The sequence below is a fragment of the Bacillus sp. RE35 genome (assembly GCF_052146655.1).
Taxonomy (GTDB): Bacteria; Bacillota; Bacilli; order Bacillales; family Bacillaceae_G; genus Bacillus_A; species Bacillus_A cereus.
Window position 1 is genome coordinate 4,522,019 of the sequence record NZ_CP197377.1, and the last position, 24,924, is coordinate 4,546,942.

Here is a 24,924-nt window from a genome sequence, read left to right on the forward strand (position 1 = left end):
AATATTGTAACAAACAACTAACATACTTGCAATACTTTTTTATGATAAGTGTTACATGGTTATTTTTTCTAATTTTTCTCAAGTATATTACATAAAAAAGCCGCGGTATACCGCGGCTTTTTCTTATCGTTTTCCTTCTACTTTAATCATGTCAACAAAAGCATCTAATGCGATTGTTTCTGATTTTTGTTCACCATATTTACGTACGTTTACGCCGTTTTCAGTTACTTCATTGTCACCTACTACAAGCATGTACGGAATTTTTTGCATTTGTGCTTCACGGATTTTGTAACCGATCTTCTCTTCACGAGTGTCTAATTCAACACGGATACCAGCACGACGCAATTCGTCTTGTACTTTCTTCGCATAGTCTAAATGTACTTGCGGAGAAACTGGAATTACTTGTACTTGAACTGGAGCTAACCATGTTGGGAATGCACCTTTGTATTCTTCAATTAAGAAGGCTACAAAACGTTCCATAGTTGATACAACACCACGGTGAATTACAACTGGACGATGTTGTTTACCGTCTTCACCAACGTATGATAATTCAAAGCGTTCTGGAAGCAAGAAGTCTAATTGTACAGTTGAAAGTGTTTCGTCTTTTCCAAGAGCAGTACGAACTTGAACGTCAAGTTTTGGACCGTAGAATGCCGCTTCACCTTCAGCTTCATAGTAATCAAGACCCATTTCATCCATAGCTTCTTTTAACATACCTTGTGCTTTTTCCCACATCTCATCATCCGCATAATACTTTTTAGTATCTGCTGGGTCGCGGTAAGATAGACGGAATGAGTAGTTCTCTAAACCGAAATCTTTGTACACTTCTAGAGTTAAGTTTACAACACGTTTTAACTCTTCTTTAATTTGATCTGGACGAACGAAAATATGCGCATCGTTTAAAGTCATTCCGCGTACACGTTGTAATCCAGATAACGCACCTGACATTTCATAACGGTGCATTGTTCCAAGTTCCGCAATACGGATTGGTAATTCACGGTAGCTGTGAATATCATTTTTATAAACCATCATATGATGAGGACAGTTCATTGGACGAAGAACTAATTCTTCGTTATCCATTTCCATTGATGGGAACATGCCATCACGGTAGTGGTTCCAGTGACCAGAAGTTTCATAAAGCTCTCTGCTTCCTAGTACTGGAGTATATACGTGATCATAGCCTAAGCTTGCTTCTTTATCAACGATATAACGCTCGATAATACGACGAATTGTTGCACCCTTTGGTAACCAAAGTGGTAAACCTTGTCCTACTTTTTGGCTATTAGTAAATAGTTTTAATTCTTTACCTAATTTACGGTGATCGCGCTCTTTCGCTTCTTCAAGCATACGTAAGTGCTCATCTAATTCCGCTTTTTTAACGAATGCAGTACCGTAAATACGTTGTAGCATTTTATTATTGCTATCGCCGCGCCAGTAAGCACCTGCAACGCTTAATAATTTAAACACTTTAATTTTCCCTGTAGATGGAAGGTGAACACCACGACAAAGGTCGAAGAATTCGCCTTGCTCATAGATTGAAATAACTGCATCTTCTGGAAGATCGTTAATTAAATCTAATTTTAACTCATCGCCGATTTCTTCAAAGCGACAAATTGCTTCTGCACGTGGTACTTCATGACGAACGATTTCTAAGTTCTCGTTCACGATTTTTTGCATTTCTTTTTCGATTTTCTTGAAGTCTTCAACTGTAATTGCTTCTTCCATATCAATATCGTAGTAGAAGCCATTTTCAATTACTGGACCAATGCCGAGCTCAACCTTAACATCTTTATATAAACGTTTTAACGCTTGTGCTAAAAGGTGGGCTGTTGAATGGCGTAAAATATATAGGCCATCTTCAGAATCTAATGTAATGATAGAAACTGCACCATCTTCTTCGATTGGTGTAACAAGATCGATCATCTCATCGTTTAATTTTCCAGCTACAGCTTTTTTCTTTAAGCCTGGGCTAATAGAAGCTGCGATTTCTTCAGTTGTTACGCCTTTTGGAAACTCCTTCACAGCTCCATCAGGGAAAGTAATTTTAACTACATCTGCCATCACTGGTCACTCCTCTTTTTCTCAAAATAAAAAACACTCATCCCGTAAAAAGGGACGAGTGTTGAATTCGTGGTTCCACCCTTGTTCCAATTAACATAATTGTTAATTGCTCAAGTTCAACATAACGGTGTTGTCCGTTAGCAATTACTAGAAAAACCGTTCACTGCTAAAGTTTAGAGGTGGTAAGTAATAATCCCGTACTAGGAAGCTCACACCCTAAGGCTTCCCTCTCTGAAAATCGTAGAAAACTACTCATGTCCTCATCATGACATTTCAATATATTTCATTTATGTAGGTAATTATATGCTCAAAAACTTAGAAAATCAAGGGCGTTACCTTTATTTTTAAAATTTTTCACATTGCGCTCAAAATCATGTAATCCATGTAATTGGACCCGTTCTTGGAACACATTTCGCAAAGTAATAATCATATTATGGTCTTGTTCTTTCGTATATAAATAAATCTTTTTGGGCGAAATAGAAAGAAGCGGCGCAATTACTTTCGTATCAATATATACATCATTTTGCTTTAATAATTCCTCATCTATATATTGGACCAACTTCTCCTGTTTTAAACGTCTACCTTTATCATCATAAAAGATAAAGCTTTCATCAAAAATAAGATGCACGCAAGACAAACGTGATTTACGGCTACTTACTTGTTGCCGAAGCGTCTCAATGAACATTTGGTATTCTTGCTCCATCTTATATTCATCAATTGCCACTTCCGCAAGTTTAGCCACCATTTCCCTATATGTACGAAGACGAAAACGGATATATGATGAAAACGAGAATGAGAGCGGATCACAAAGCCAATTATTTAAAGAAGACTTAATATATGACTCAAATGCGTTACGCGTTAAATCCTGAGCTACACCTTTTCTTCTTCCCTTTAAAATCTCATGTGCCATGTGCAATATTTGATGACACTCTTCTTGTTCTTCATAAAAAAACTTTTCTTTTAAAATCGTATAAATCCACTCATTTTGTTTCACATTCACAATGAAATACACCATTACTGGCAATAAGATTTTTTCAATATAATTCGATTCACGTACTGGTATGTGAATCACCACTTTTTGTTCCTGTAAATACACACTCGTTTCCTTATATAACACTTCCGCTCTTTTCAGCAATTGTCTATATACGTGCATAGCATCATTTTTTTCTTCGAAGCAAATTTCAATCACTTTTGTCCCCCCTTTTATCCCCGCTCTAAAGGACTGTATCTATACGTTACAAATCCTATAAGAGTCCGTCCCGCGTGAATTTCACTCTTAGTAGAATCACATTTCCTATCGTTAGAAAATCCACTCAATATGGCTTGCTAATTTTATATATATTAAGGGAGGGAGAAAAAAATGATACAAGCTACTATGAATTTTTATTGTATACTTTACTTATCAATAAAAGGGGGTATCTGAATGTTTGAATATAAATTCGTAAAAGTCGAATTACATTGGGGGTTCACTCGCTCAAAACCAGCTGAAGACTACCAAGAAATTATTCAAGAACATGCTAGAGATGGCTGGAGGTTCGTACAGATTGTTGCCCCTACGTTTGGCAGTTCTGGACAACCTGAATATTTCGACCTCATATTTGAAAAGAAAATATCACTATAATACAAAAGAGCAAGCTTCTCAGCTTGCTCTTTTACTTATGACGACGGTTTTTCCCACCAATCGGAATTGGTTTCGCTAAATATTTAATTCGTTCCATAATACGTGCTGCCTTCATTTCTTCAGCCTCGCCACGCTGCGTATACGTTAAATGGTGTTCCAGTTGTTTAAAATCAAAATTAGACGTAAAGAACGTCGGTAAGTTTTCTAACATACGGAATTGTAAGATTGCACCGAGTACATCGTCACGGACAAAGCTTGACATCGCTTCTGCCCCGATATCATCTAACATTAAAACTTGTACGCGTTTAACCGCATCAATCTTCTCACCAATCGAATTATCTTGAATTGAACTTTTAATTTCACGTAAAAATTCCGGGAAGTATACGAGCATCGAACTTATTTTCTTTCGAGCAAGCTCGTTCGCTATTGCTCCTAACAAATACGTTTTTCCTACACCAAATTTACCGTACAAATATAAACCTTGTGCTTTTTTACCTGGTTCATATGTACTTAAAAATTCATTCGCTGCACCAATCGCATCGATACGTGCATTTAAATCAGAAGGATCTAAGTTTTCCATAGTTGCCTGTAAAATATCCGTTGGCATATATACACTTTGAACAAGTTTTTCATATTTCTTTCTCTCGTCATGCGCTACTTTTCTAACGCAGCGATCGTATTGAATATCAATCATCTTCCCTTGAATAACAAGCTTTGGCTCGTACCCTTGTAGCATATTTTTACATGAGCCTAAATCCGGACAATCCACGCAACCTACACTTTGTCCAATATATTCATATAACTTCACAAGACTGCGCTCAATCATAGAAGTCGTTACTTCACCCTTATGTTCATCTATAAATTCTTTCACACGCGGATGCGCCATTACTTCTGCCTTTAATACTTCATATCTATTTTTAAAGTTTTCATTTTCCATTAATTTTGCAAATGAATTTTGAATATGCTCCATTTTCTCACCTCAAAGAGCGTTCATTCTCTTCTATTAATCACGCTTATATTTTTTTAACACTTCTTCTAGTCGTTTTCGTTCATCTTCTAGCGTACTTGCATCTTTTTCTACACTTACATCTTTCTTCACTGTTTCTTTCTCTTGTTCTTTCGGCTCTTCTTCCTTAAGCCAATCTGGCACCATTTCTTTCCGCACCGTTTTCTTCGCCGTACGGCCTTTTTTCTTCGTCTCAGCCCACTCTTGATATTGACGGTTCTCTTCTTTCGCTAACGCCATCGCGTCCGCTACTGTACCGACCTTTTTACGTGCCCAATGCCCAGCAATCTTCTCGACATACGTTTTCGCAAGTTTCATATCTGAGCGTAGCATAACGTAATAAATAAGTACATTCACAACTCCTGGTGTCAATTTTTGATTAATCATGACATCTTCAACGATTTGCAAGTCCGCTTTCGTTGCCTCTGCACCACCAGAAATCTCTTTCAATAGTTGTTTTGGTGAGATTTCCTCTAGCTGCTTTATTAGCATCTCCTCTTGCGATGAAGGCTCTTTCTCTTTCATCGTACGTGCAGCATGAGGCTGTACTCTTTCACTTAATACCGGTAATGCTTGACCATTTTCAAATTGATACCAATCGCGCGCTCCTTTTCTAAGCCTTTCCATATCAATTGTTTGCATCTCTGTCACTGCACCAAGAACGATATTTTGCATCGATAACACATCTACACCATACACGTAAGCAAGTGTTATAACGCAGTCTCTCACTTGATCTGTAATCGCCTTTTTAGGAACAAGAGCGGACAATCCATCTACAAATAAAGAGAAATCAAAGAAATCATTCCAAACTTTCGGAGCGTCTCCCTTCTCGTTACTTGGCATAGTTGTCGTTTTTGGAATACGAAGGTCTTCTTGCGCATGCTCAAGTTGTCCTGGATTAAACGAACCAAACACATCATTGAAAGAACGCGTAACATTTTCATAAGAAGCAAAATCAAATTCTTCTTCTAAGAAATATTGCTTTACTTGATTATATTTTGTCCTGCTCAATCGATTGTATAAAAAGATACTTAAAACAATATCATCAAAAAACTGCTTCGGAGATAAAGGTGGTTGCAACTCATATATGAACATTCGAATATCTTTTTCTTTCTTAATATATACCTTCAAAAGCCCAATTGCCTCTAACTTTACTCGTTCCTCATATACTTCAGGAAGTTGCATTTGCATAGTCACCATAAGGGAATGATGCGTATTCTCTTTTCCAAATACACGATCTTGCTCAAGCTCTCCCCATAGTGTCATGTATAAGCTAAAAGCTCTACTACCTATTAACGGCTGATACAACATCGTTAACACTTTTCGGTCGTAATTGTGCAGTAGTCCTTTCGCACTTACTTTATAACGATCAATCGGCAATAGCTCCATCCATGACTGTTTTTCCATTCTTGCTTTTCCTTTCTCTCATCCAATCTATCCTCTACTTCATTCGTTCTATCTTCATTATATAAATTCTTAGTGAAAAAGAGCTATTAGCTTGCGCTTCTAGCTCTCTTATCCTATTACTTACGGTATGTAAAGAGAATAAAATACAACTTCTACTCTCTTTCTTTTTGCAGTATATCTTTTAATTCTTCAATAAATACATTTAAATCTTTAAATTGACGATATACAGAAGCAAAACGTACGTAAGCAACATCATCAATATCGCGAAGTTCTTCCATAACAATTTCACCAATCATATCACTTTTCACTTCTGATATACCTAAATTACGCAGTTCACGTTCCACGCTTTGTGTTACTTCTTCTAATTGTCTTAAAGATACTGGTCTTTTTTCACACGCTTTAATTAAACCGCGTAAAATCTTTTCTTTATTAAACTCTTCTCGTGTGCCTTCTTTTTTTACAACGATAAGAGGTGACTCTTCTACCCTTTCAAAGGTCGTAAAGCGACTTAAGCAGCTTTCACACTCTCTCCTTCTTCGAATAGAGCGCCCCTCGTCTACCGGACGCGAATCTAACACTCTTGTACCATTATGAGAACAGGATGGACAACGCAATTCATTCACTCCTTTACACTATACTCTTTATTTTTCTCTACTCACTTCACCTAAAATATATATACAATATTATATAACTCATTCTAACTCTCTTACCACTTTAAGTTCCAGCGCATCACTTTATCATCTCATCCTTAAAAATAAGATGGTATATAGGGCACTACCTCATTTGCAAGAGTCCAATTTATTCAACTAACGAGTACGTTATATTTTCCCTTTTTTATAAACTAAAAAAGAGGTGCATTATACACCTCTTTACATTTTAAATCAATTATGTTCTTTTTTAAAGAGCTTTTGTTTCTCTCTGCTTAATTTCGAAGCTACCAGTGCCTCGAGGAAGCTCGATGCTCTCACGCGTTTTCGCGTTTAAACCTTCTGCAATATATTCTGCAGCAACATTTGGATCAATACGATCCCCACAAGTATAAACATCAATACTTGCGTAACCGTGCTCCGGAAAGCTATGAATTGTTAAATGTGATTCTGAGATAATTACTACTCCACTTACACCTTGTGGTGCAAATTTATGGAAAGCAACCTCACGCACTTCAGCACCAGCTCTTAGTGCTGCATCCACAAATAATTGTTCAATATACGGCATGTCATTAAGCTTGTCGAAATCGCAATCCCAAAGTTCAGCGATCACGTGACGACCCATCGTATCCATAGTATCCATTCTACAGTTCCCCCTTGTAAATTTATTCTAACTGTTCGAATTGAAAACTAATTTGCAATTTGGCTTGCTCCACTACCACGGGGGAAAGTTAGTCCAGAGAGGTCCTAACCCTTTAAGTAGTGACTACGTACCTCAGCTCTTAAGTTTACGAGTGTTAGTATACTTTGTTTATTTTCATTTTGCAACAACAGTTTTTTCGATTTTCTGTCATATTTTCCTCTTTACTTTTCCCTAAAAAAAATAAACGATTCACAAATGCAGTAATCACAACGTTTCGTGGTATGTCCACTTTTTAAAATATACTTATATAATTTTTTTCCTTTTCAGAAAAAATTAAAAAAAGAGGGCAAATATCGCCTTGCCCTCTCCTCCCTTATTCACTTAAATGTGTTGCACATTTTCTTGTTTCGCTAACTCTTCAACAACTAACGTTACAAGATCTACAACACGACGAGAGTAACCCCACTCGTTATCATACCAAGCAAGTACTTTCACTTTACGATCACCCATTACCATTGTAGATAAACCATCGATAATAGCTGAGTGTGTATTTGTATTAAAGTCGATAGATACTAAAGGCTCTTCGCTGAATTCTACAATACCTTTTAACGCACCGTTTGCAACAGTTTTGAATGCATCGTTAATAGCTTCAACTGTCACATCGCGTTTTACATCTACTACTAAATCAACAAGAGACACGTTTGGTGTTGGTACACGAAGTGCCATACCATGAAGTTTTCCGTTTAAATGTGGAAGAACTTTTGCTAGCGCTTTCGCAGCACCTGTCGTTGTCGGAATGATTGATTGTCCGCAAGCACGTGCTCTTCTTAAATCTTTATGTGGGTTATCAATATTTTTTTGGTCATTTGTATAAGCGTGAACTGTCGTCATTAAACCGTTTTCAATTCCAAACTGCTCATCTAACACCTTCACAACAGGCGCTAAACAATTTGTTGTACAAGATGCATTTGAAATAACAGTATGTTTTGTAATATCTAATTGGTCTTCGTTCACACCAACTACAATTGTTACATCTTCATTTTTACCAGGCGCTGTTAAAATAACTTTTTTCGCTCCAGCTTCAACGTGAAGAATTGCTTTTTCTTTCGAATTAAATTTACCAGTTGCTTCAATTACAACTTCAACACCTAAATCTGTCCAAGGCAATTCCTTTGGATCGCGGTTGTTTAAAAGGCGAATCATTTTTCCATCAACTAATAAGTGATCTTCAAATGCTTCTACTGTTCCGTCAAACTTGCCATGAACTGTATCATATTTAATTAAGTGTGCTAACGTTTCAGATGGATAGCTTGCATTGATTGCTACAATTTCGAATGCGCTTTCTTTTATTGCTTGACGAAATACCATTCTCCCAATACGTCCAAATCCATTAATTGCCACACGAGTCATAATATGTTATCCCCCTTGAATGCGTTATACTATTTATCTCCAATCCCAATAATAGTATAACACAAAAAGGGGATATGTCACTAAGCATTTTCATTAATTTCACAATTTTTTAGTCAATAATGTTCCACTTTTTTAAAATTACCTGCAATTGTGTTTTCGTTCCCATAATTGTGCCATCATTATTTATCACTTCATCTGCATTTTTCATTTTTTCTTCTAACGGCATTTGAGATTGAATACGAGCTGTTGCTTCCTCTTCTGAAAAGTTATTTCGTTTCATTAAACGTTCTAATTGCGTATGCGGCTTAACCGCTACAACTAAAATGCGGTCAACGAGACTTGTTAATTTACTTTCAAATAAGAGAGGAATATCTAACACAACCGCTTGCATACCTTCTTTTATGTACATTTCCTTTTGCCTATTCATTTCCTCACGCACTGCAGGATGAACAATTTTATTTAACTGCAATCGTTTTTCTTCATTATAGAAAACGACACTTCCTAGTTTTGGACGATCTAGTTCTCCATCCTCTTGTAACACTTCCGTTCCAAATACTTCTACTATTTTGTTATATGCTGGTTTTCCTCGCTCTACAACTTCTCTTGCGATAATATCTGCATCAATAACTGGTATGCTCAGTTCACGAAACATTTCTGATACCGTACTTTTTCCGCTTGCAATGCCTCCCGTTAATCCAATTACTACTGTCATAATAATCCTCCTCATAATAAAAGGCGCGAAACTAATGTTCCACGCCCATACTTACATTTTCCAAATTCCAATAATGATGAGTAATACTCCAGGCAGGAATGTAAATTTTTGTAACCATTTCATATTTGATAAAACCGTTCCAAGTTTCATTCCAATAAATAAAAACAAAGAACTCATAACTGCAACTAATATCGCCATCATAGCGGGTGCATACCCTAATAAAGATGCACCAATTCCGGCACCAAATGAATCTACAGAAAGAGCTATACCAAGAAGTAATGCTTCTCCTGCAGAAATGGTGCCTGATTTATCAAAATCTGCTACAGTCGGTTTCCGTAAAATTTGAATCACTAGCCCTAGCGAGGCAATCTCTAATTTCCAGACCTTCTCCTCTTGCTTCGGTTCTTCTTTTCTCTCACTTCGAAAAAATTGATATAATACCCAAATCCCTATTCCAATAAGAACAAGCCCACCGATACGCGTTGCGATAACAGGTGAAAATACTTTCGCGATCATATGTCCAATTCCCATTGAAACAAGCATAACAGCCGCTGAACACATTCCGATAATTATAATTGATCTTAGTGGAATTCTTACGCTTCTTAAACCATATGTTAGCCCTACACTACAGCTATCTAAGCTTAATGTAAAAGCTAATAAAATAAGAGATAAATAAAGGTACATCGGTAAGCTCCTCCCTTATACATAGCTCTGCTGTATGTATATGACAAATGCCTATCCGATGTTATCTCTTTTCTATATTCTAGGCTGACAAATTGGGCAGTAATGCGTTCCTCGCCCGCCAACAACTGTTTTTTCTAATATCGTGCCACAAGTTACGCACGGCTCTCCTTTTTTCCCATATACATTTAGGAGTTCTTGGAACGAACCAATTTGCCCTTGTGAGTTGATATACGTCCGAATTGTACTTCCGCCACGCTTTACTGCTTCGCCTAGCGTTGTAACGGTAGCCTCATAAATTCGCTCAATTTCTTCTACTGTTAAAGACGAAGCTTCTCGTTCTGGATGAATTTGAGAACGGAATAAAACTTCATCTACATATATATTTCCAAGCCCTACTAAAAGACGCTGGTCCAGTAGCACAACTTTTATTTTACGATTTGTCTTTTGTAATCTTTCTTGTAAATACTGCGGTGTCATTTCAGCATCAAATGGCTCCGGACCTAAGTCAGCAAGAGGCATTTGGTTCATTTCTTCACCTTTCTTAAAGAGATGCATCGTACCAAACTTTCTCACATCTTTATAATGTAATTCCGTTCCATCTGTAAATAAGAAACGGACGTGCGTATGTTTATCAATCGGCTCATCCTCTTGATGTAATAAAAACTTACCTTCCATACGCAAATGTGAAACAATGACATAATTCGTTACATATAAAAGCAAAAACTTTCCTCTTCGCTTTATATTTTCAATCTTCTCGCCTTTTAGCATTTCTTTAAAGATTTCTGCATCATCCGGTCGTTTCACTATTTTTGGATAAGTAACAATAACATCTTCAATCGTTTTTCCTGTTACAAGATTTTCAAGTGTCCGTCTGACGTTTTCAACCTCTGGTAATTCAGGCATTTCATCACTTCCTTATTTTGCGTCGTACCAAGTTGGACCGTAAGAATAATCAACTTTCAGCGGAACTGCAAGTTCAATCGCATGTTCCATTACTTCAGGTACAAGCTGCTCTAATTTTTCGATTTCTTCTTTTGGTGCTTCAAATATTAATTCATCGTGTACTTGCAGAAGAAGACGCGCTTGTAATCCTTCTTCTTCTAAACGATCTGCCATAATAATCATCGCTTTTTTAATAATATCTGCTGCAGTACCTTGAATTGGTGTATTCATCGCTGTACGCTCAGCGAAGCTACGCAAGTTAAAATTACGACTCGTAATTTCTGGAATATAACGGCGACGATTTAATAATGTAGCTACATATCCTTTTTGTTTCGCATCTTTTACGATGTCCTCCATGTATTCTTGTACACCAGGGAAACTTTCTAAATACTTTTCAATAAATTCCGCTGCTGCTTTTCTTGTAATTCCTAAGTTTTGTGAAAGACCATAATCACTAATACCATACACAATTCCGAAGTTAACAGCTTTCGCTTGTCGTCTCATATTTGAAGTTACTTCATCTTTTTCAACGCCAAATACATCCATAGCTGTTTTCGTATGAATATCCATGTCATGTTGGAACGCTTCAACTAGCCCTTTATCATTTGCAATATGAGCTAATACACGCAGTTCGATTTGTGAATAATCAGCCGCATACATAATCCATCCTTCTTCTGATGGAACAAATGCCTGACGAATCTTTCTTCCTTCTTCTAATCGAATCGGGATATTTTGCAAGTTCGGATCCGTTGAACTTAATCGACCTGTTTGCGTTAACACTTGATTAAAGCGAGTATGAATTTTAGATGAATCTTCATGTACAACTTTCAGTAAACCTTCAATGTAAGTTGAATTTAGTTTCCCTAATTGACGATAATGTAAAATATTTGGAATAATTTCATGGTGATTCATAAGCTTATCTAGTACATCAGCTGACGTAGAATAACCTGTTTTCGTCTTTTTAATAACCGGTAAGTTTAAGTTCTCAAACAGAATAACACCAAGCTGCTTCGGTGAATTAATATTAAACTCTGTTCCCGCAAGCTTATAGATTTCCTGTTCCATTTCCTTTAATCTACCCGCAAGTTCTTCTCCCATATTACGAAGACGCTCTGTATCAACTTTTACACCCTTTACTTCCATATCAGCTAATACACGTGCAAGCGGCAATTCTAACTCTGTAAACAGTTCATATTGCTCATTCTTCTTTAACTCTTCAACGAATGTTTGCTTTACATCATATAATACATGCACTTTACGAGCCACATGCTCCGCGACTACCTTTAACTCTGGAACAGCACGCTTCGCACCTTTTCCGTAAACTTCTTCATCTGATTTCACAGCATGCGTTTCTTTCATTTTCGCTACAGTACGGAAATCTTTATCTGTATCAGCCGGGTCAAGTAAATAAGCAGCGATTAATAGATCAAAGTCAATCCCTTGCATATCTATCCCATTCCATTTCAGTGCAACGATTGCACGCTTCGCATCAAATGTATGCTTTCTCATCTCTCCATCTGCAAGCCACTCTTTAAAAGCATCTGACTTAAGAGCAATGTCTGTCTGAATAAAGTAACATCCATTTTCATTTTGAATACCGAAACCTTGAATGTCTGCTTTATGATAGTTATCTTCTTGTACTTCAACGATAAGCGCACTATCTTGCTGAAGCATTTCTTCTGTAACTTCTTCCACAATATCAAATGTAATATCATCTAATTCAGCTGGAGCTGTTTCTTCTGGCGTAACGCCTAATTTATTTAAAAGAGATGTAAATCCTAAACTCTCGAACATTGGAATGACATCACTTGCTTCATATCCTTTATACGCCATATCATCCACATGAACTGTAATCGGCGCATCTGTAATAATAGTTGCAAGATCCTTACTCATAAGAGCTTGTTCTTTATTTTCTTCCAGTTTTTCTTTTAATTTCTTCCCACTTACTTGATCTATATTTTCATACACCGCTTCAACCGTTCCAAACTGTGTTAACAATTTAATTGCCGTTTTTTCACCAACTCCTGGTACACCCGGTATATTATCTGACTGGTCTCCCATTAAACCTTTCATATCGATAATTTGCTTTGGTGATAAGCTGTATTTTTCAAATAAAGCTTCTTTCGTATATTCATCCACTTCTGTAATCCCTTTTCGCGGAATACATACAAGCGTGTTATCAGAAACAAGTTGAAGTAAATCTTTATCTCCTGAAATAACTTTTACACTTGCCCCTTGCTCACTCGCTTCTTTCGCTAACGTTCCCATGATGTCATCCGCTTCATAATTTTCTAATTCATAACGCGGTACATTGAACGCATCTAGCATCTCACGAATAAACGGGAACTGCTCTGATAATTCAGGTGGAGTCTTTTGACGTCCTCCTTTATACTCACTATACGTTTTATGACGGAACGTTGTTTTGCCTGCATCAAACGCCACTAACATATGAGTTGGCTTTTCTTCCTCTAATATTCTCATTAACATCATTGTAAAACCGTAAATTGCGTTCGTATGTATACCTTTGTCGTTATTTAAAAGCGGTAGTGCAAAGAAAGCACGATACGCGATATTATTACCATCTACTAATACGACCTTTTTTTCCAAAATTGAAACCTCCCCATACAAATTTGAAATGATTTTTTTCACAGAAAAAAACCGTTCCTTTCCTCTCTCTATATTAACATGACTAATAGAGAGAAGAAAAATAACGGCTATTTTCTTTCATATATAAAACAGACTTATATTGGCATAAAGGGAAGTGACGAGAACAGCTTAACTATTCTCGTCCAAAATTACTCCTTGGATGAAGGGGTTTTCATGTATTATATTAACAGAGCTTTATTAATATTTAATTAAGCCATTGTTAATATATTGTAAACATCCTTCATCCTATTTTTCAGTTGCTGATTTCGGTAAAACAACTGTAAACGTTGTCCCTTCTCCAACTTCACTATCTACTGTAATCGTACCTTGATGCGCCTCAACTAAATGCTTTACGATCGACAATCCAAGGCCGGTACCACCAGTATTTCTACTTCTTGCTTTATCCACCCGGTAGAAACGTTCAAAAATACGCGGAATTTCCTCTTTACTAATACCAATTCCAGTATCCGATACTTTTATATAAGCATTATATTTATCTTCCGCTAACTCTACTGAAACAACGCCTCCAGCCGGTGTATATACGATTGCGTTATTAATTAAATTAATAAAGATTTGTTTCAAACGACTTGGATCTCCAATAACAGAGGCACGTTTTAATACATTAACTTGTAAAGAGATTTCTTTTTCTCCTGCTTTATTATCAAGTACCATATGAATATCTTCAAGCAGCCCCTTCATATCAACGGTTCCCATATTTAATTTAAATCCTTGTTGTTCGATCTTCGACAAATCTAATAAATCTTCAATTAATCCTTGCATGCGCTCACTTTCTTTTAAAATAATGTGCAAGAAATGTTCGCAGAATTTTTTATTATCCATCGCTCCGTCTAAAAGTGTTTCTGAAAAACCTTTAATAGAAGTAATCGGTGTCTTTAATTCATGAGAAACATTCGCTAAAAAGTCTTTTCTCATTTGTTCTAATTTCTTTAACTCTGTTATGTCATGGAATACGAGAACAATCCCTTTCCATTCATGGTTTGTCCCGATAATCGGCGCTCCATATACTTCGAAATGCTTCCGTTCAATTCCAAGTGGCAATAACATTTGTTTACGCACTTTCACTTCTGTCATAAAGATTTCTTCTACAAGCTCAATAATTTCTGTATGATGAAACGATTCATAATATAAGCGATCTAAATATTCTTCATCTGTTACGTGGAAAGTTTCCTTATAAGAGCGGTTTACAAGGTTTATATATCCTCGGCTATCAATTAAAATCATTCCGCTTCCCATATTTTCAATTAACGTATGCAGACGATCTTGCTGCATTTCTTGTTCAAGTGTCATCTCTTGTAAATTTCGAGCTAAAATATTAATCGCTTTACTCAGCATTCCAGTTTCATCCGAATGACTTTCGTATGCACGTGCTTTATAATTGCCCTTTGCCAATTCAATTGCAACTTTCGTAACCGATTCAATTGGCCTAATATATTGCCCTGTAATTTTCATACCTAAAAATACAACTACGAGACAAGCAATGACAAATCCGATAATTAATAATCCCCACGTTTTTTGATGTACGTCTCTTAAAGGATCAATTATACTTTTCACCAAAATGTATCCTTGTTTTCCTTCTACATCTTGAACGAACACCGCATGATAAAATTCATTCTTTCGATCCGTTTCTTTCGTAATCACTTTACTTCGTTGTTTTGCCACTTCCGAAGAAAGTTCTTTAATCGTCTCTGGACTAAATGCCAATTCTTGTCCTTTTCTATATTGAACTTTCTTTTTTTCATCCAAAAATACGATAGAAGCTGGTATTTTTTCTTCTAACTTTTCAAATATGTATGGGTTTTTTAAGACATTATCAAAACCTTGCTCTTCTGCTAACGTCGCAACATACTCTGTCTCTTTTACCATTCTCTCTTTAGCATGATCTATATAGTAGTTTTCAAACACAGTTTCTAGTAATAAACCTAGTCCAACTAAAATAAATACAATAAGAGAAACAAATGTAAAAAGAAGCCTGGAACGAAATTTATTCATTCCCTTTTGGCTCCTCTAATTTATATCCTAAACCACGTATCGTTTTAATGTACGTCGGTTTTTTCGTATTTTGTTCAATTTTATCGCGCAAATGGCTAATATGAACATCAACAATTCGTGTATCACCAGCAAAATCGTAATTCCATACAGCACTTAGTAATTGATCACGTGTCAACACGCGACTTTTATTTTTCGCAAGATACACAAGTAGTTCAAATTCTTTTGGTGTTAATTCAAGCTTTCTTCCTTGGAAATAAGCCTCATAAAATTCCGGTAAAATTTTAAGTTCTGCAATTGTGATGCTATCTTCATCTGGCGCTTCTGCAACTTGTTCTTCTTGTTGTAATTTCGTACGACGCAAAATCGCCTTCACACGAGCAACAACTTCTCTTGGACTAAATGGCTTTGTCATATAATCATCCGCCCCAAGTTCAAGGCCTAGCACCTTATCAAACTCATCATCTTTTGCCGTTAACATTAAAATCGGCGTCATAACGCGCTGCAATCGTAATTCTTTACACACTTCCATACCATCCATTTTCGGAAGCATTAAATCTAATATAATTAAATCTGGGCGTTCTGTTGTCGCTTTTTGAAGCGCCATTTCTCCATCCATCGCTGTTATAACTTCAAACCCAGCTTGTTGTAAATTAAATTCGATTAAAGTTAAGATAAATTCCTCATCATCAACTACTAAAATACGATTGTTCATTCTTTTCCTCCAAGTTATAGACTTGAAACCTTCTTCATCCTAGTATTTTCCCCGTTATTCTCATCATACTAGAAAACAAGGTCCCTCTCAATATAATTGTCTATTCATGGAGATCGTTTGTGTAGAATTGAGAAAATAGAAGTAATTACGATTCACCTGCAACTACACAGGATTTTGCCAAACTTTATAGATTGCTCTCTCTTCTTTAAAGCTCACTTCCGTATGAACTATAAAATCTTGATTTTGTGCTAGGAAAAACGAAAGAGCATACGCTATTTTATAATCTGGTGTTTCATATCCATCAAATACTCTCCCGTACATTTCATTCGCAACCCCGTCTGCCCACACTTCAGCTTCTCTTACCGTTTCAAAGATCACGTCTTCTCTTTTCCACCTCACCTAAAAAACCACTCCTTTAATTGACTTCAATTACCGATAATTATATTATTAATCTTAATATATAAATCAATAATATAAAGAGGTCTATTATGCGACTAATACTATCTATTCTATCTTTAGCAGTCACATGTATCCTTGCTTTTAACGCTCCGAGCTGGGATACGATTAAAACGGGGTGCTCAGAATTTGCTGAAGGGTTCAAAGAAGGGTTCTTCAACTAAAAATAGCGCTAGCATCCTTATTAAAGGTATGCTAGCGCTATTCATATTTTCATCTTTTAAAAATTATCTAATGCTTTTTCCATAATAGAGACTGATTTAAAAGGTGGCGTTACTGTTAATGAACCTTTCACAACAGTTTCTCCTTTTTCATCATGAGCAGATACAAGCATATCAATTGTATGTTCCTCCTCAGAAACAGCCACAACTTCAAAGTGGATTTGTAACGTTTCATAATGGTGAACATGTTTCACGAATGTAAGGTCCTTTCTCGTAATATGACTTCCTGGACCCGGTAAATATTTCGTAACCGCCGTTGTAATCATTCCCGTTAGCATAATGCTTGGTACAATCGGCTTTTCATACGGAGTTTGGGATGCGTAATCATGCTGAATATATAATGGATTGGCATCATTCGTTAACCCTAAGTACAATAACAAATCTTTATCCTCAATTTTTTCAGTGATAGATAATTTCTCTCCTACTGTAATTTCATCCATTTTACGACCAATTTGAACTTTTTTCTTTAACATGTTACAACCCCCTCCGATTTTTTCACCTTATTATCCTACTAAAAGCGATACCTTATCCGAAATTTACTATGATGAGGGCAATGTATAGTATAAATCTACAGTTTCATTATAGGATATTACAAATGATAGCGTTTTCATATTATTTCAAAAAAACAATTCGGTAAATAGTAGAAAAAGATTCGGAATCCCGAATCTTTTTCACTACTATTCAATTATTAAACAAGAACTTTCATTACATTACGTACAGATTCTACAGAGCGATCTAACGCTTCTTTTTCATCTGCAAGAAGTTCTAATTCAATAATTTTTTCAATTCCGTTACCACCTAGAATTACTGGTACCCCTAAGTAAAGGTCACTATAACCATACTCACCTTCAAGGTACGCAATAGCTGGTAATATACGGCGTTGATCTTTTAAGATTGCTTCTGTCATTTCAACTAAAGAAGCTGCTGGTGCGTAATATGCACTACCGTTTCCTAATAAGCCTACAATCTCACCGCCACCTTTACGTGTACGTTCTACGATTGCTTCTAAACGCTTTTTCGGGATTAACGTTTCTAACGGAATACCGCCTGCATAAGAATAACGCACAAGAGGTACCATGTCGTCACCGTGTCCGCCAAGAACAAATCCTGTAATGTCTTTTACAGAAAGATTTAATTCTTGTGCGATGAATGTACGGAAACGAGCTGTATCTAATACACCCGATTGGCCGATTACACGCTCTTTCGGGAATCCTGCTTCTTTAAATACAGAATATGTCATTGCATCAACTGGATTTGTTAAGACAACAATAATTGCATTTGGTGAATGTTTTGCAATGTCGCGCGTAATACTTTTCATAATTTTAGAGTTTGTTGCTACTAAGTCATCACGGCTCATACCAGGCTTACGTGCAATACCTGCTGTAATAACGACAACGTCAGAATCAGCAGTATCTGCGTAATCAGATGTTCCAATAATGTTAGCATCAAAACCTTGTACTGGGCTCGCTTCTAACATATCTAACGCTTTCCCTTTTGTTGGATTTTCCAGTTGTGGAATGTCCACTAATACAACATCTGCAAGTTCTTTTTGTGCTAATAAGAATGCCGTTGTTGCTCCTGTAAATCCTGCACCGATGACTGAAACCTTCTTGCGTTTGATTGTCATAATTTACCCCCCGCTTTAATTATGCGTTTTTGATTATCGCTACATCCATGTTTTTAATAAGTTCATTAGCGAACTCAGAACATTTCACTTCTGTTGCACCTTCCATTAAGCGTGCGAAATCATAAGTTACTACTTTTGAAGCAATTGTTTTCTCAACAGAAGCAGTTACTAATTTCGCAGCTTCGTTCCATCCTAAGTGTTCTAATAATAATACACCTGAAAGAAGAACAGAAGATGGGTTTACTTTATCTAAACCTGCATATTTTGGAGCTGTACCGTGTGTAGCTTCAAAGATAGCATGTCCAGTCACATAGTTAATGTTTGCACCAGGTGCAATACCAATTCCACCTACTTGTGCAGCAAGTGCATCAGAGATATAGTCACCATTTAAGTTCATTGTTGCAACAACATCGAACTCACGTGGACGAGTTAAAATTTGTTGTAAGAAGATGTCTGCAATAGAATCTTTTACGATGATTTTTCCAGCCACTTCAGCGTCTGCCATCGCTTTATTCGCTGCATCTTTACCATCTTTTTCAACGATACGATCGTATTCAGCCCAAGTAAATACTTTGTCGCCGAATTCTTGTTCCGCTACTTCGTAACCCCAGTTTTTGAAAGCACCTTCTGTAAATTTCATAATGTTTCCTTTATGAACTAATGTAACAGAAGAGCGTTTTTCGTTAATTGCATATTGAATTGCAGCACGAACAAGACGCTTTGTCCCTTCTTCTGAAATTGGCTTAATACCAATACCAGATGTTTCTGGGAAGCGGATTTTATTAACACCCATTGCTTCTTTTAAGAAAGCAAGAACTTTTTCTGCTTCTGGAGATCCTTGCGCATATTCAATTCCAGCATAAATATCTTCTGTATTTTCACGGAAAATAACCATATCAGTATCTTCCGGACGTTTTACAGGTGAAGGAACACCTTCAAAATAACGAACTGGACGTAGACATACATATAAATCTAATTCTTGACGAAGTGCTACGTTTAGAGAACGAATACCACCGCCAACTGGAGTTGTAAGTGGACCTTTAATCGCGATTAAATATTCACGAATTAAGTTTAAAGTTTCTTCTGGTAACCACTCGCCTGTTTGGTTGAATGCTTTTTCCCCTGCAAGCACTTCTTTCCAAACGATTTTCTTCTCACCATCATAAGCTTTTTCAACTGCTGCTTCTAGTACGCGAGATGCAGCTGCCCAAATATCAGGACCAATTCCATCTCCCTCGATAAATGGAATAATCGGATTGTTTGGTACATTCATAACACCATTAGTTACAGTAATTTTTTCACCTGTCGTCAATGTGATAACCCCCATGTTTGAAATTTCATATGTATGAAACTGAGGGAATAACCCCTCAGTTCAAACCGTTAGTCAAATTAAAATATTCTAATCATTACATCTTTCCGAAAAAATCAGACTTTTGAAAGCGTATTTTCACTATCAAAATAGTGTTATTCACTTATCGTTGTGCAATTGGAACATACACTTGATGCGTTGGTCCATTATAATCAGCACGCGGACGAATTAAACGGTTGTTTTCATATTGTTCTAGAATATGAGCTAACCAGCCTGACATACGGCTAATTGCAAAAATAGGTGTAAATAAGTCATGGTCAATTCCTAAACAATGGTATACAGAAGCTGAATAGAAATCAACATTTGGTGGAAGACCTTTTTCTTTTGTTACAATGTCTTCAATTTTGATAGACATATTATACCATTTCTCTTCTCCTAAAAGCACGCATAATCTCTTAGACATTTCACGTAAGTGTTTTGCACGTGGATCACCCTGCTCATACACACGGTGGCCAAAGCCCATGATTTTCACTTTATTTTGAAGAGCATTATGAATATATGACTCTACATTTTCTTCTTCACCAATCTCAGTTAACATCTTCATTACATTTTCATTTGCCCCACCGTGAAGAGGACCTTTTAATGCACCGATTGCTGCTGTAATACCAGAATATACATCTGAAAGTGTAGCTACGCAAACACGTGCAGTAAATGTAGAAGCGTTTAACTCATGATCTGCATGAAGTACAAGCGCCTTATCAAAAGCTTCAATTTCAACTTCATTTGGCTCGCGATCATTTAACATGTACAAGAAGTTTGCAGCTAATGATAAATCCTTTCTTGGCTCAACAATATCTAAACCTTTACGGATTCTCGCGTAAGCAGCAACTAAAGTTCCTACTTGCGCCTGTAATTTAACCGCTTTCAAATAATTGGACTTTTCGTCCATAATTTCAGCGCTCTCATCGTATAATGATAGCATGGAAATTGCAGTTCGTAAAACAGACATCGGATGTGCAATTTTTAAATCTACTTGTTTCAAATATGTTAAAATCTCACCTGGAACTTTATAGTATTCTGATACAATTTCATTAAATTCTGCTAGTTCTTTTTCATTAGGAAGCTTGCGGTGCCATAATAAGTACACTACTTCTTCAAACGTAGCATTCTCAGCTAAATCATCAATATTATACCCAACATAAGTTAATGTATCATCAATAATAGAGCTCACAGATGATGTTGTTGCTACTACCCCTTCTAAACCTCGAATAACAGTCATGACATTCTCTCCTTTTCCTGAAAATTCTCCCAACCTTGCTCCTTATATCTATTTGCTCCCCTTTTGAATTATGAACGCCCGTTCACTCTTTAGGCAAGCAAAATGCACGATCATGCAAATTTGTTGCGATGTTCCCCTCTTATTGTCCATTGTTTACATGGAAAGCATGAGCGTGAATGTCTCCCCGAATCCTCACGCTCAAAACAACAAGTTAGTGAGGAAAATTAATTCCGAAGAGTTTTATGATAAAAACAACATAAAACAATATCATTATAAAATTGTTTTATGTTGTTTTTATTTTATCTGGTGTAAAGTCTCTGCTGTTATGTAACTTTTCAAAGTTTCTAATCCTATTATAAACAATTATCTGACTTTTGTGAACAGAAAGAATTCAAAAATTTTATATTACTATAAAATTCCTTATTTAAACATTTGTATAATACTCATAACCGCATAGGCAATTCCAGCCCCAATTAACGGACCAACAGCAACCCCATTAAATAGCGCAACCGCTATAATTGTCCCAAAAACAAGCGCAGTTGTAATGTGGGGATCCGTTGTCAACAATTGTACGCCGCCTTTCGCTAACAAAGCGACCGCTACACCTGAAGCTAAAGCAATCCACGCATAATAAGATTTTGCCGCTTCTCCAAGTTGTTTAAAACCTATTTCCCCCGTCGCAATCGGTACGAGCACCGCTATTGTAATGACCGTTACACCTAGGTTAATTCCTTTCGTTTGTAAATAAGGAAAGACCTTATCTCCTAAAAACGTAAACTTCAATAAAAATAACACACCAATAGCCACAGTAAGCGATTGGTTTTTCGCAATAAGTCCTATAATAAGTAGTATGAATAAAAATAACGTTGACTGACTAATCATGTTTGCACTTCCTTTCTGAAAATAATGAACTCATTTCCAAACAAAAATACCTTTAAACCTATCGTTATACATGATATATCGATGCCTATTCAACATGAATCACTTCATTTTTTATGTATTTTAAAATGATAAATTGAGACTTTCACCATAAAAATTTAAGCGTGTATACATTTTAAAAAACAGACGTCTCTTCTTTCTTTTCTAATTAGAAACAGGTAAAATAAAAAGAAGAGAAAATGAAGTTTTTACCATATAGTAGAAGCATCAACACCAAGCTTTCACAGTCACTCACATACTGAAAAAGCAGGAAAAATCCATCATTCCACTATAACATAAAGTGAAACTTTAATCAGTGGGGCACACTCGTTATAAGTTGAACGAATTAGGATAATCCAAATTGGAATGGGAGGTATACATCTTTGAACCGAAACTTACTATATATGATATTGCGACTCATATTTGTCATTGTAGCAACGGTAGCTGGGTTCTATGTATTACTATACATGTCAGGGCTTATCTATCCTTTTATTATCGCTTTTGCATTTGCTTATTTGATTAATCCTGTCGTCAATTTCCTTAATCAAAAACTACAATTTCCTCGCGCACTAGCAGTACTCGTTAGCTTAATTCTCGTATTTGGAGCTATCGTTGGACTTGTTACATATCTTGTGACTGAAGCAATATCTGCCACAACATACTTACTACAACTTGTTACAGTAAAGTTTCCAGATATCGTTACATTCGCTCAGCAATTTGCACTTAATCATATTATGCCTCTCTACGATGATTTAATCTCTAAATTTAATCATCTTGGAGAACCACAGCGCTATACAATTACACAAAACATTCAAAACTTAGGAACAGAAGCGACAACACAAATGAAAGAACTTTTAACCGCCATTATAAGCGGGTTAACGAATTTCATTAGTGCACTGCCAACAACTTTAACTGTCCTTGTATTCATTTTATTAGCCACTTTCTTCATTAGTTACGATTGGCACCGTCTTGCTCAGAAAGCAAGAAAATTGCTACCGAATCGTGTACATGGCTATGGAAAAACTATTTTTGTCGACTTAAGAAAAGCTTTGTTTGGTTTTGTGAAAGCACAACTTACACTCGTATCTATGACAACTGTCATTGTACTAATCGGGCTTTTAATATTACGCGTACCATACGCCATTACTATCGCGATTATTACAGGGGTTGTAGATTTACTACCATATTTAGGAACAGGCGCAGTCTTTGTTCCATGGGTTATATACGTATTTTTCACTGGCGATACCGCATTCGCCATTGGTCTTCTCATTTTATACATCGTCGTGATTGTCCAAAGACAAATTATGGAGCCGAAAGTACTTTCATCTAACATCGGTCTCGATCCATTAGCAACACTCGTCGCTCTATTTGTCGGCTTTAAACTTTTTGGCTTTTTAGGATTAATCATCGGCCCAGTCACCTTAGTACTACTTAATACATTACACAAAGCTAATGTCTTCCATGACTTGTGGAAATATATTAAAGGTTCACCTTCAAAATAATAGTTTCTAATTCATACACAACAAAAAACTTACATGTAATCAGTGGGAAATTCCCACTGATTATTCCTTGTACTTATTTTTCATACTTATTACATAAAACAAGAGAATTGCACTCAAAAAAGATAATTCTCTTGTTTTTTTGCATGAAAAACGCATATTCCGTGGTGTTTTTACATATTTATTCTATTTATTTTATAATTATCATTTACATTTATTACTTTTTATGTAAATGAATAAATATACAAAATAGCATAAAATAAGACTTCAACTAACAATCTCCGCCTTTTTATATGAATTTTTTACACCAATCGTTCCTCTATATAAGAAAACAAAACTTTAATTTAGCAGTGTTTCCCTCCATCTTATTCATCTAAATTAATAGCACTAAAAAATCACAAGTTTAATCGAAGTACACACAAGAGTTCAAACGAAAATTATATAGCAAATATAATAAGCGAACGTTTTGTTCATCCCCACTCATCATTCGCCCCACATCAGACACTTACGAGCAGCCCAGCTTTGAGATAGAAATTCCACCCCACAAATAGCGCGGTAAAACAAAGCTTCAATCAGCAAGTTCCTCTCCTTTTACAAGACAAAAAAATAGCACTTAGATTTCTACAATCTAAGTGCTATTTCTGAATAATAATAGTAGAATTCTTTCTAAATTTCCATTCCATCCACTTCATAACAAGCGGCTTCAATAAAGCTCTCGTAATAGGGATCACGCAGATAAACCCTAGCATATCTGTCACATACCCAGGAAGCACTAAGAGAATACCTCCTACAAATACAAAAATACCATCTAGTACCGCCTCACCTGGCATTTCCCCTCTATTCAACTTAGATTGAATCTCTCCAAGCACTTTAAACCCTTGTCTTTTCGCCAAATACACACCTACAACACCTGTAAATACAATCATAGCGAACGTAGACCATAAACCTATTACATGACTTGATCCAATTAAGACCGTAATCTCAATCGCCGGTATTAAAATAAACAAGAATAGTAACCACTTCATAGTTCTACACCTCTCTCACATCTCACTTTTAACGCCCTCACAATGCCTATATACATCATATGAAATATAGATACCCTTTCATATTAAAA

General features: G+C 36.3%; 23 protein-coding genes and 1 other annotated feature. Of the genes, 3 read left to right on the forward strand and 20 right to left on the reverse strand.

Annotation, left to right across the window (positions count from 1 at the left end; genetic code table 11):
- Positions 1 to 123 precede the first annotated feature (123 nt).
- Both thrS and ytxC read right to left on the reverse strand, forming a co-directional pair.
- Positions 124 to 2,061, reverse strand: coding sequence for a threonine--tRNA ligase (gene thrS, locus ACTL4X_RS23100; protein ID WP_086402141.1), 1,938 nt, complete (start codon positions 2,059 to 2,061; stop codon positions 124 to 126).
- Between the two features lie 47 nt (positions 2,062 to 2,108).
- Positions 2,109 to 2,337: a binding site (T-box leader), on the reverse strand.
- Between the two features lie 31 nt (positions 2,338 to 2,368).
- The gene (gene ytxC, locus ACTL4X_RS23105; RefSeq protein WP_098213935.1) at positions 2,369 to 3,250 is read right to left on the reverse strand and encodes a putative sporulation protein YtxC; all 882 of its coding nucleotides are present in this window, start codon (positions 3,248 to 3,250) and stop codon (positions 2,369 to 2,371) included.
- Positions 3,251 to 3,484: 234 nt separating this feature from the next.
- Between ytxC and ACTL4X_RS23110 the strand changes: the two genes are divergently transcribed.
- Complete coding sequence (locus ACTL4X_RS23110; protein WP_000464456.1) at positions 3,485 to 3,682, forward strand: DUF4177 domain-containing protein; 198 nt, start codon at positions 3,485 to 3,487, stop codon at positions 3,680 to 3,682.
- A gap of 31 nt (positions 3,683 to 3,713) precedes the next feature.
- On the opposite strand, the gene dnaI is transcribed toward ACTL4X_RS23110, so the two are convergent.
- The 12 genes from dnaI to ACTL4X_RS23170 form a co-directional block, all read right to left on the reverse strand.
- Positions 3,714 to 4,652 (reverse strand): primosomal protein DnaI, encoded by a 939-nt coding sequence (gene dnaI / locus ACTL4X_RS23115; protein ID WP_000400104.1) that lies wholly within the window; start codon positions 4,650 to 4,652, stop codon positions 3,714 to 3,716.
- Positions 4,653 to 4,685: 33 nt separating this feature from the next.
- Positions 4,686 to 6,095 carry a replication initiation and membrane attachment family protein gene (locus ACTL4X_RS23120; protein WP_000415049.1) on the reverse strand — a complete coding sequence of 470 codons (1,410 nt, stop codon included), beginning with the start codon at positions 6,093 to 6,095 and terminating at the stop codon, positions 4,686 to 4,688.
- 152 nt (positions 6,096 to 6,247) lie between these two features.
- Positions 6,248 to 6,709, reverse strand: coding sequence for a transcriptional regulator NrdR (gene nrdR, locus ACTL4X_RS23125; RefSeq protein WP_001203687.1), 462 nt, complete (start codon positions 6,707 to 6,709; stop codon positions 6,248 to 6,250).
- 283 nt (positions 6,710 to 6,992) lie between these two features.
- Complete coding sequence (gene speD, locus ACTL4X_RS23130) at positions 6,993 to 7,376, reverse strand: adenosylmethionine decarboxylase (protein ID WP_002003660.1); 384 nt, start codon at positions 7,374 to 7,376, stop codon at positions 6,993 to 6,995.
- Positions 7,377 to 7,766: 390 nt separating this feature from the next.
- Entirely contained in the window at positions 7,767 to 8,795 is a 1,029-nt protein-coding gene (locus ACTL4X_RS23135; RefSeq protein ID WP_000198974.1) for a glyceraldehyde-3-phosphate dehydrogenase, read from the reverse strand.
- Between the two features lie 109 nt (positions 8,796 to 8,904).
- Complete coding sequence (gene coaE, locus ACTL4X_RS23140; RefSeq protein WP_000219283.1) at positions 8,905 to 9,507, reverse strand: dephospho-CoA kinase; 603 nt, start codon at positions 9,505 to 9,507, stop codon at positions 8,905 to 8,907.
- 51 nt (positions 9,508 to 9,558) lie between these two features.
- The gene (gene ytaF, locus ACTL4X_RS23145) at positions 9,559 to 10,191 is read right to left on the reverse strand and encodes a sporulation membrane protein YtaF (RefSeq protein WP_000281747.1); all 633 of its coding nucleotides are present in this window, start codon (positions 10,189 to 10,191) and stop codon (positions 9,559 to 9,561) included.
- A 72-nt stretch (positions 10,192 to 10,263) separates the two neighbouring features.
- A complete protein-coding gene (gene mutM / locus ACTL4X_RS23150) occupies positions 10,264 to 11,094 on the reverse strand; it encodes a DNA-formamidopyrimidine glycosylase (protein WP_001114478.1) in 831 nt (276 codons plus the stop codon).
- A gap of 12 nt (positions 11,095 to 11,106) precedes the next feature.
- Entirely contained in the window at positions 11,107 to 13,740 is a 2,634-nt protein-coding gene (polA, locus tag ACTL4X_RS23155; RefSeq protein ID WP_000412802.1) for a DNA polymerase I, read from the reverse strand.
- A gap of 285 nt (positions 13,741 to 14,025) precedes the next feature.
- Positions 14,026 to 15,789 carry a sensory box histidine kinase PhoR gene (gene phoR / locus ACTL4X_RS23160; protein WP_001032102.1) on the reverse strand — a complete coding sequence of 588 codons (1,764 nt, stop codon included), beginning with the start codon at positions 15,787 to 15,789 and terminating at the stop codon, positions 14,026 to 14,028.
- The gene (gene phoP, locus ACTL4X_RS23165; RefSeq protein ID WP_001065220.1) at positions 15,782 to 16,501 is read right to left on the reverse strand and encodes a two-component system response regulator PhoP; all 720 of its coding nucleotides are present in this window, start codon (positions 16,499 to 16,501) and stop codon (positions 15,782 to 15,784) included. The genes phoR and phoP overlap by 8 nt, the downstream gene beginning before the upstream one ends.
- 162 nt (positions 16,502 to 16,663) lie before the next feature.
- Entirely contained in the window at positions 16,664 to 16,900 is a 237-nt protein-coding gene (locus tag ACTL4X_RS23170; RefSeq protein WP_001267383.1) for a hypothetical protein, read from the reverse strand.
- Between the two features lie 89 nt (positions 16,901 to 16,989).
- Here ACTL4X_RS23170 and ACTL4X_RS23175 point away from each other — a divergent pair, with 89 nt between their 5' ends.
- The gene (locus ACTL4X_RS23175) at positions 16,990 to 17,121 is read left to right on the forward strand and encodes a hypothetical protein (RefSeq protein ID WP_001237022.1); all 132 of its coding nucleotides are present in this window, start codon (positions 16,990 to 16,992) and stop codon (positions 17,119 to 17,121) included.
- 56 nt (positions 17,122 to 17,177) lie between these two features.
- Here the strand turns inward: ACTL4X_RS23175 and ACTL4X_RS23180 are convergent, their stop codons facing one another.
- The 5 genes from ACTL4X_RS23180 to ACTL4X_RS23200 all read right to left on the reverse strand — a co-directional run bounded on the left by ACTL4X_RS23180 (position 17,178) and on the right by ACTL4X_RS23200 (position 22,275).
- The gene (locus tag ACTL4X_RS23180; protein WP_000914180.1) at positions 17,178 to 17,651 is read right to left on the reverse strand and encodes a MaoC family dehydratase; all 474 of its coding nucleotides are present in this window, start codon (positions 17,649 to 17,651) and stop codon (positions 17,178 to 17,180) included.
- A 215-nt stretch (positions 17,652 to 17,866) separates the two neighbouring features.
- Entirely contained in the window at positions 17,867 to 18,805 is a 939-nt protein-coding gene (gene mdh / locus ACTL4X_RS23185) for a malate dehydrogenase (protein WP_086402145.1), read from the reverse strand.
- Between the two features lie 19 nt (positions 18,806 to 18,824).
- Positions 18,825 to 20,117, reverse strand: coding sequence for an NADP-dependent isocitrate dehydrogenase (icd, locus tag ACTL4X_RS23190; RefSeq protein ID WP_000206898.1), 1,293 nt, complete (start codon positions 20,115 to 20,117; stop codon positions 18,825 to 18,827).
- 160 nt (positions 20,118 to 20,277) lie between these two features.
- Positions 20,278 to 21,426, reverse strand: coding sequence for a citrate synthase (gene citZ, locus ACTL4X_RS23195; protein WP_000503652.1), 1,149 nt, complete (start codon positions 21,424 to 21,426; stop codon positions 20,278 to 20,280).
- 387 nt (positions 21,427 to 21,813) lie between these two features.
- Complete coding sequence (locus tag ACTL4X_RS23200; RefSeq protein ID WP_000625507.1) at positions 21,814 to 22,275, reverse strand: DUF441 domain-containing protein; 462 nt, start codon at positions 22,273 to 22,275, stop codon at positions 21,814 to 21,816.
- Between the two features lie 419 nt (positions 22,276 to 22,694).
- Here ACTL4X_RS23200 and ytvI point away from each other — a divergent pair, with 419 nt between their 5' ends.
- Positions 22,695 to 23,813, forward strand: a complete 1,119-nt coding sequence (ytvI, locus tag ACTL4X_RS23205; RefSeq protein WP_001081388.1) for a sporulation integral membrane protein YtvI — start codon at positions 22,695 to 22,697, stop codon at positions 23,811 to 23,813.
- Positions 23,814 to 24,445: 632 nt separating this feature from the next.
- Here the strand turns inward: ytvI and ACTL4X_RS23210 are convergent.
- Positions 24,446 to 24,835 carry an FxsA family protein gene (locus ACTL4X_RS23210; protein ID WP_000871628.1) on the reverse strand — a complete coding sequence of 130 codons (390 nt, stop codon included), beginning with the start codon at positions 24,833 to 24,835 and terminating at the stop codon, positions 24,446 to 24,448.
- Positions 24,836 to 24,924: the final 89 nt, after the last annotated feature.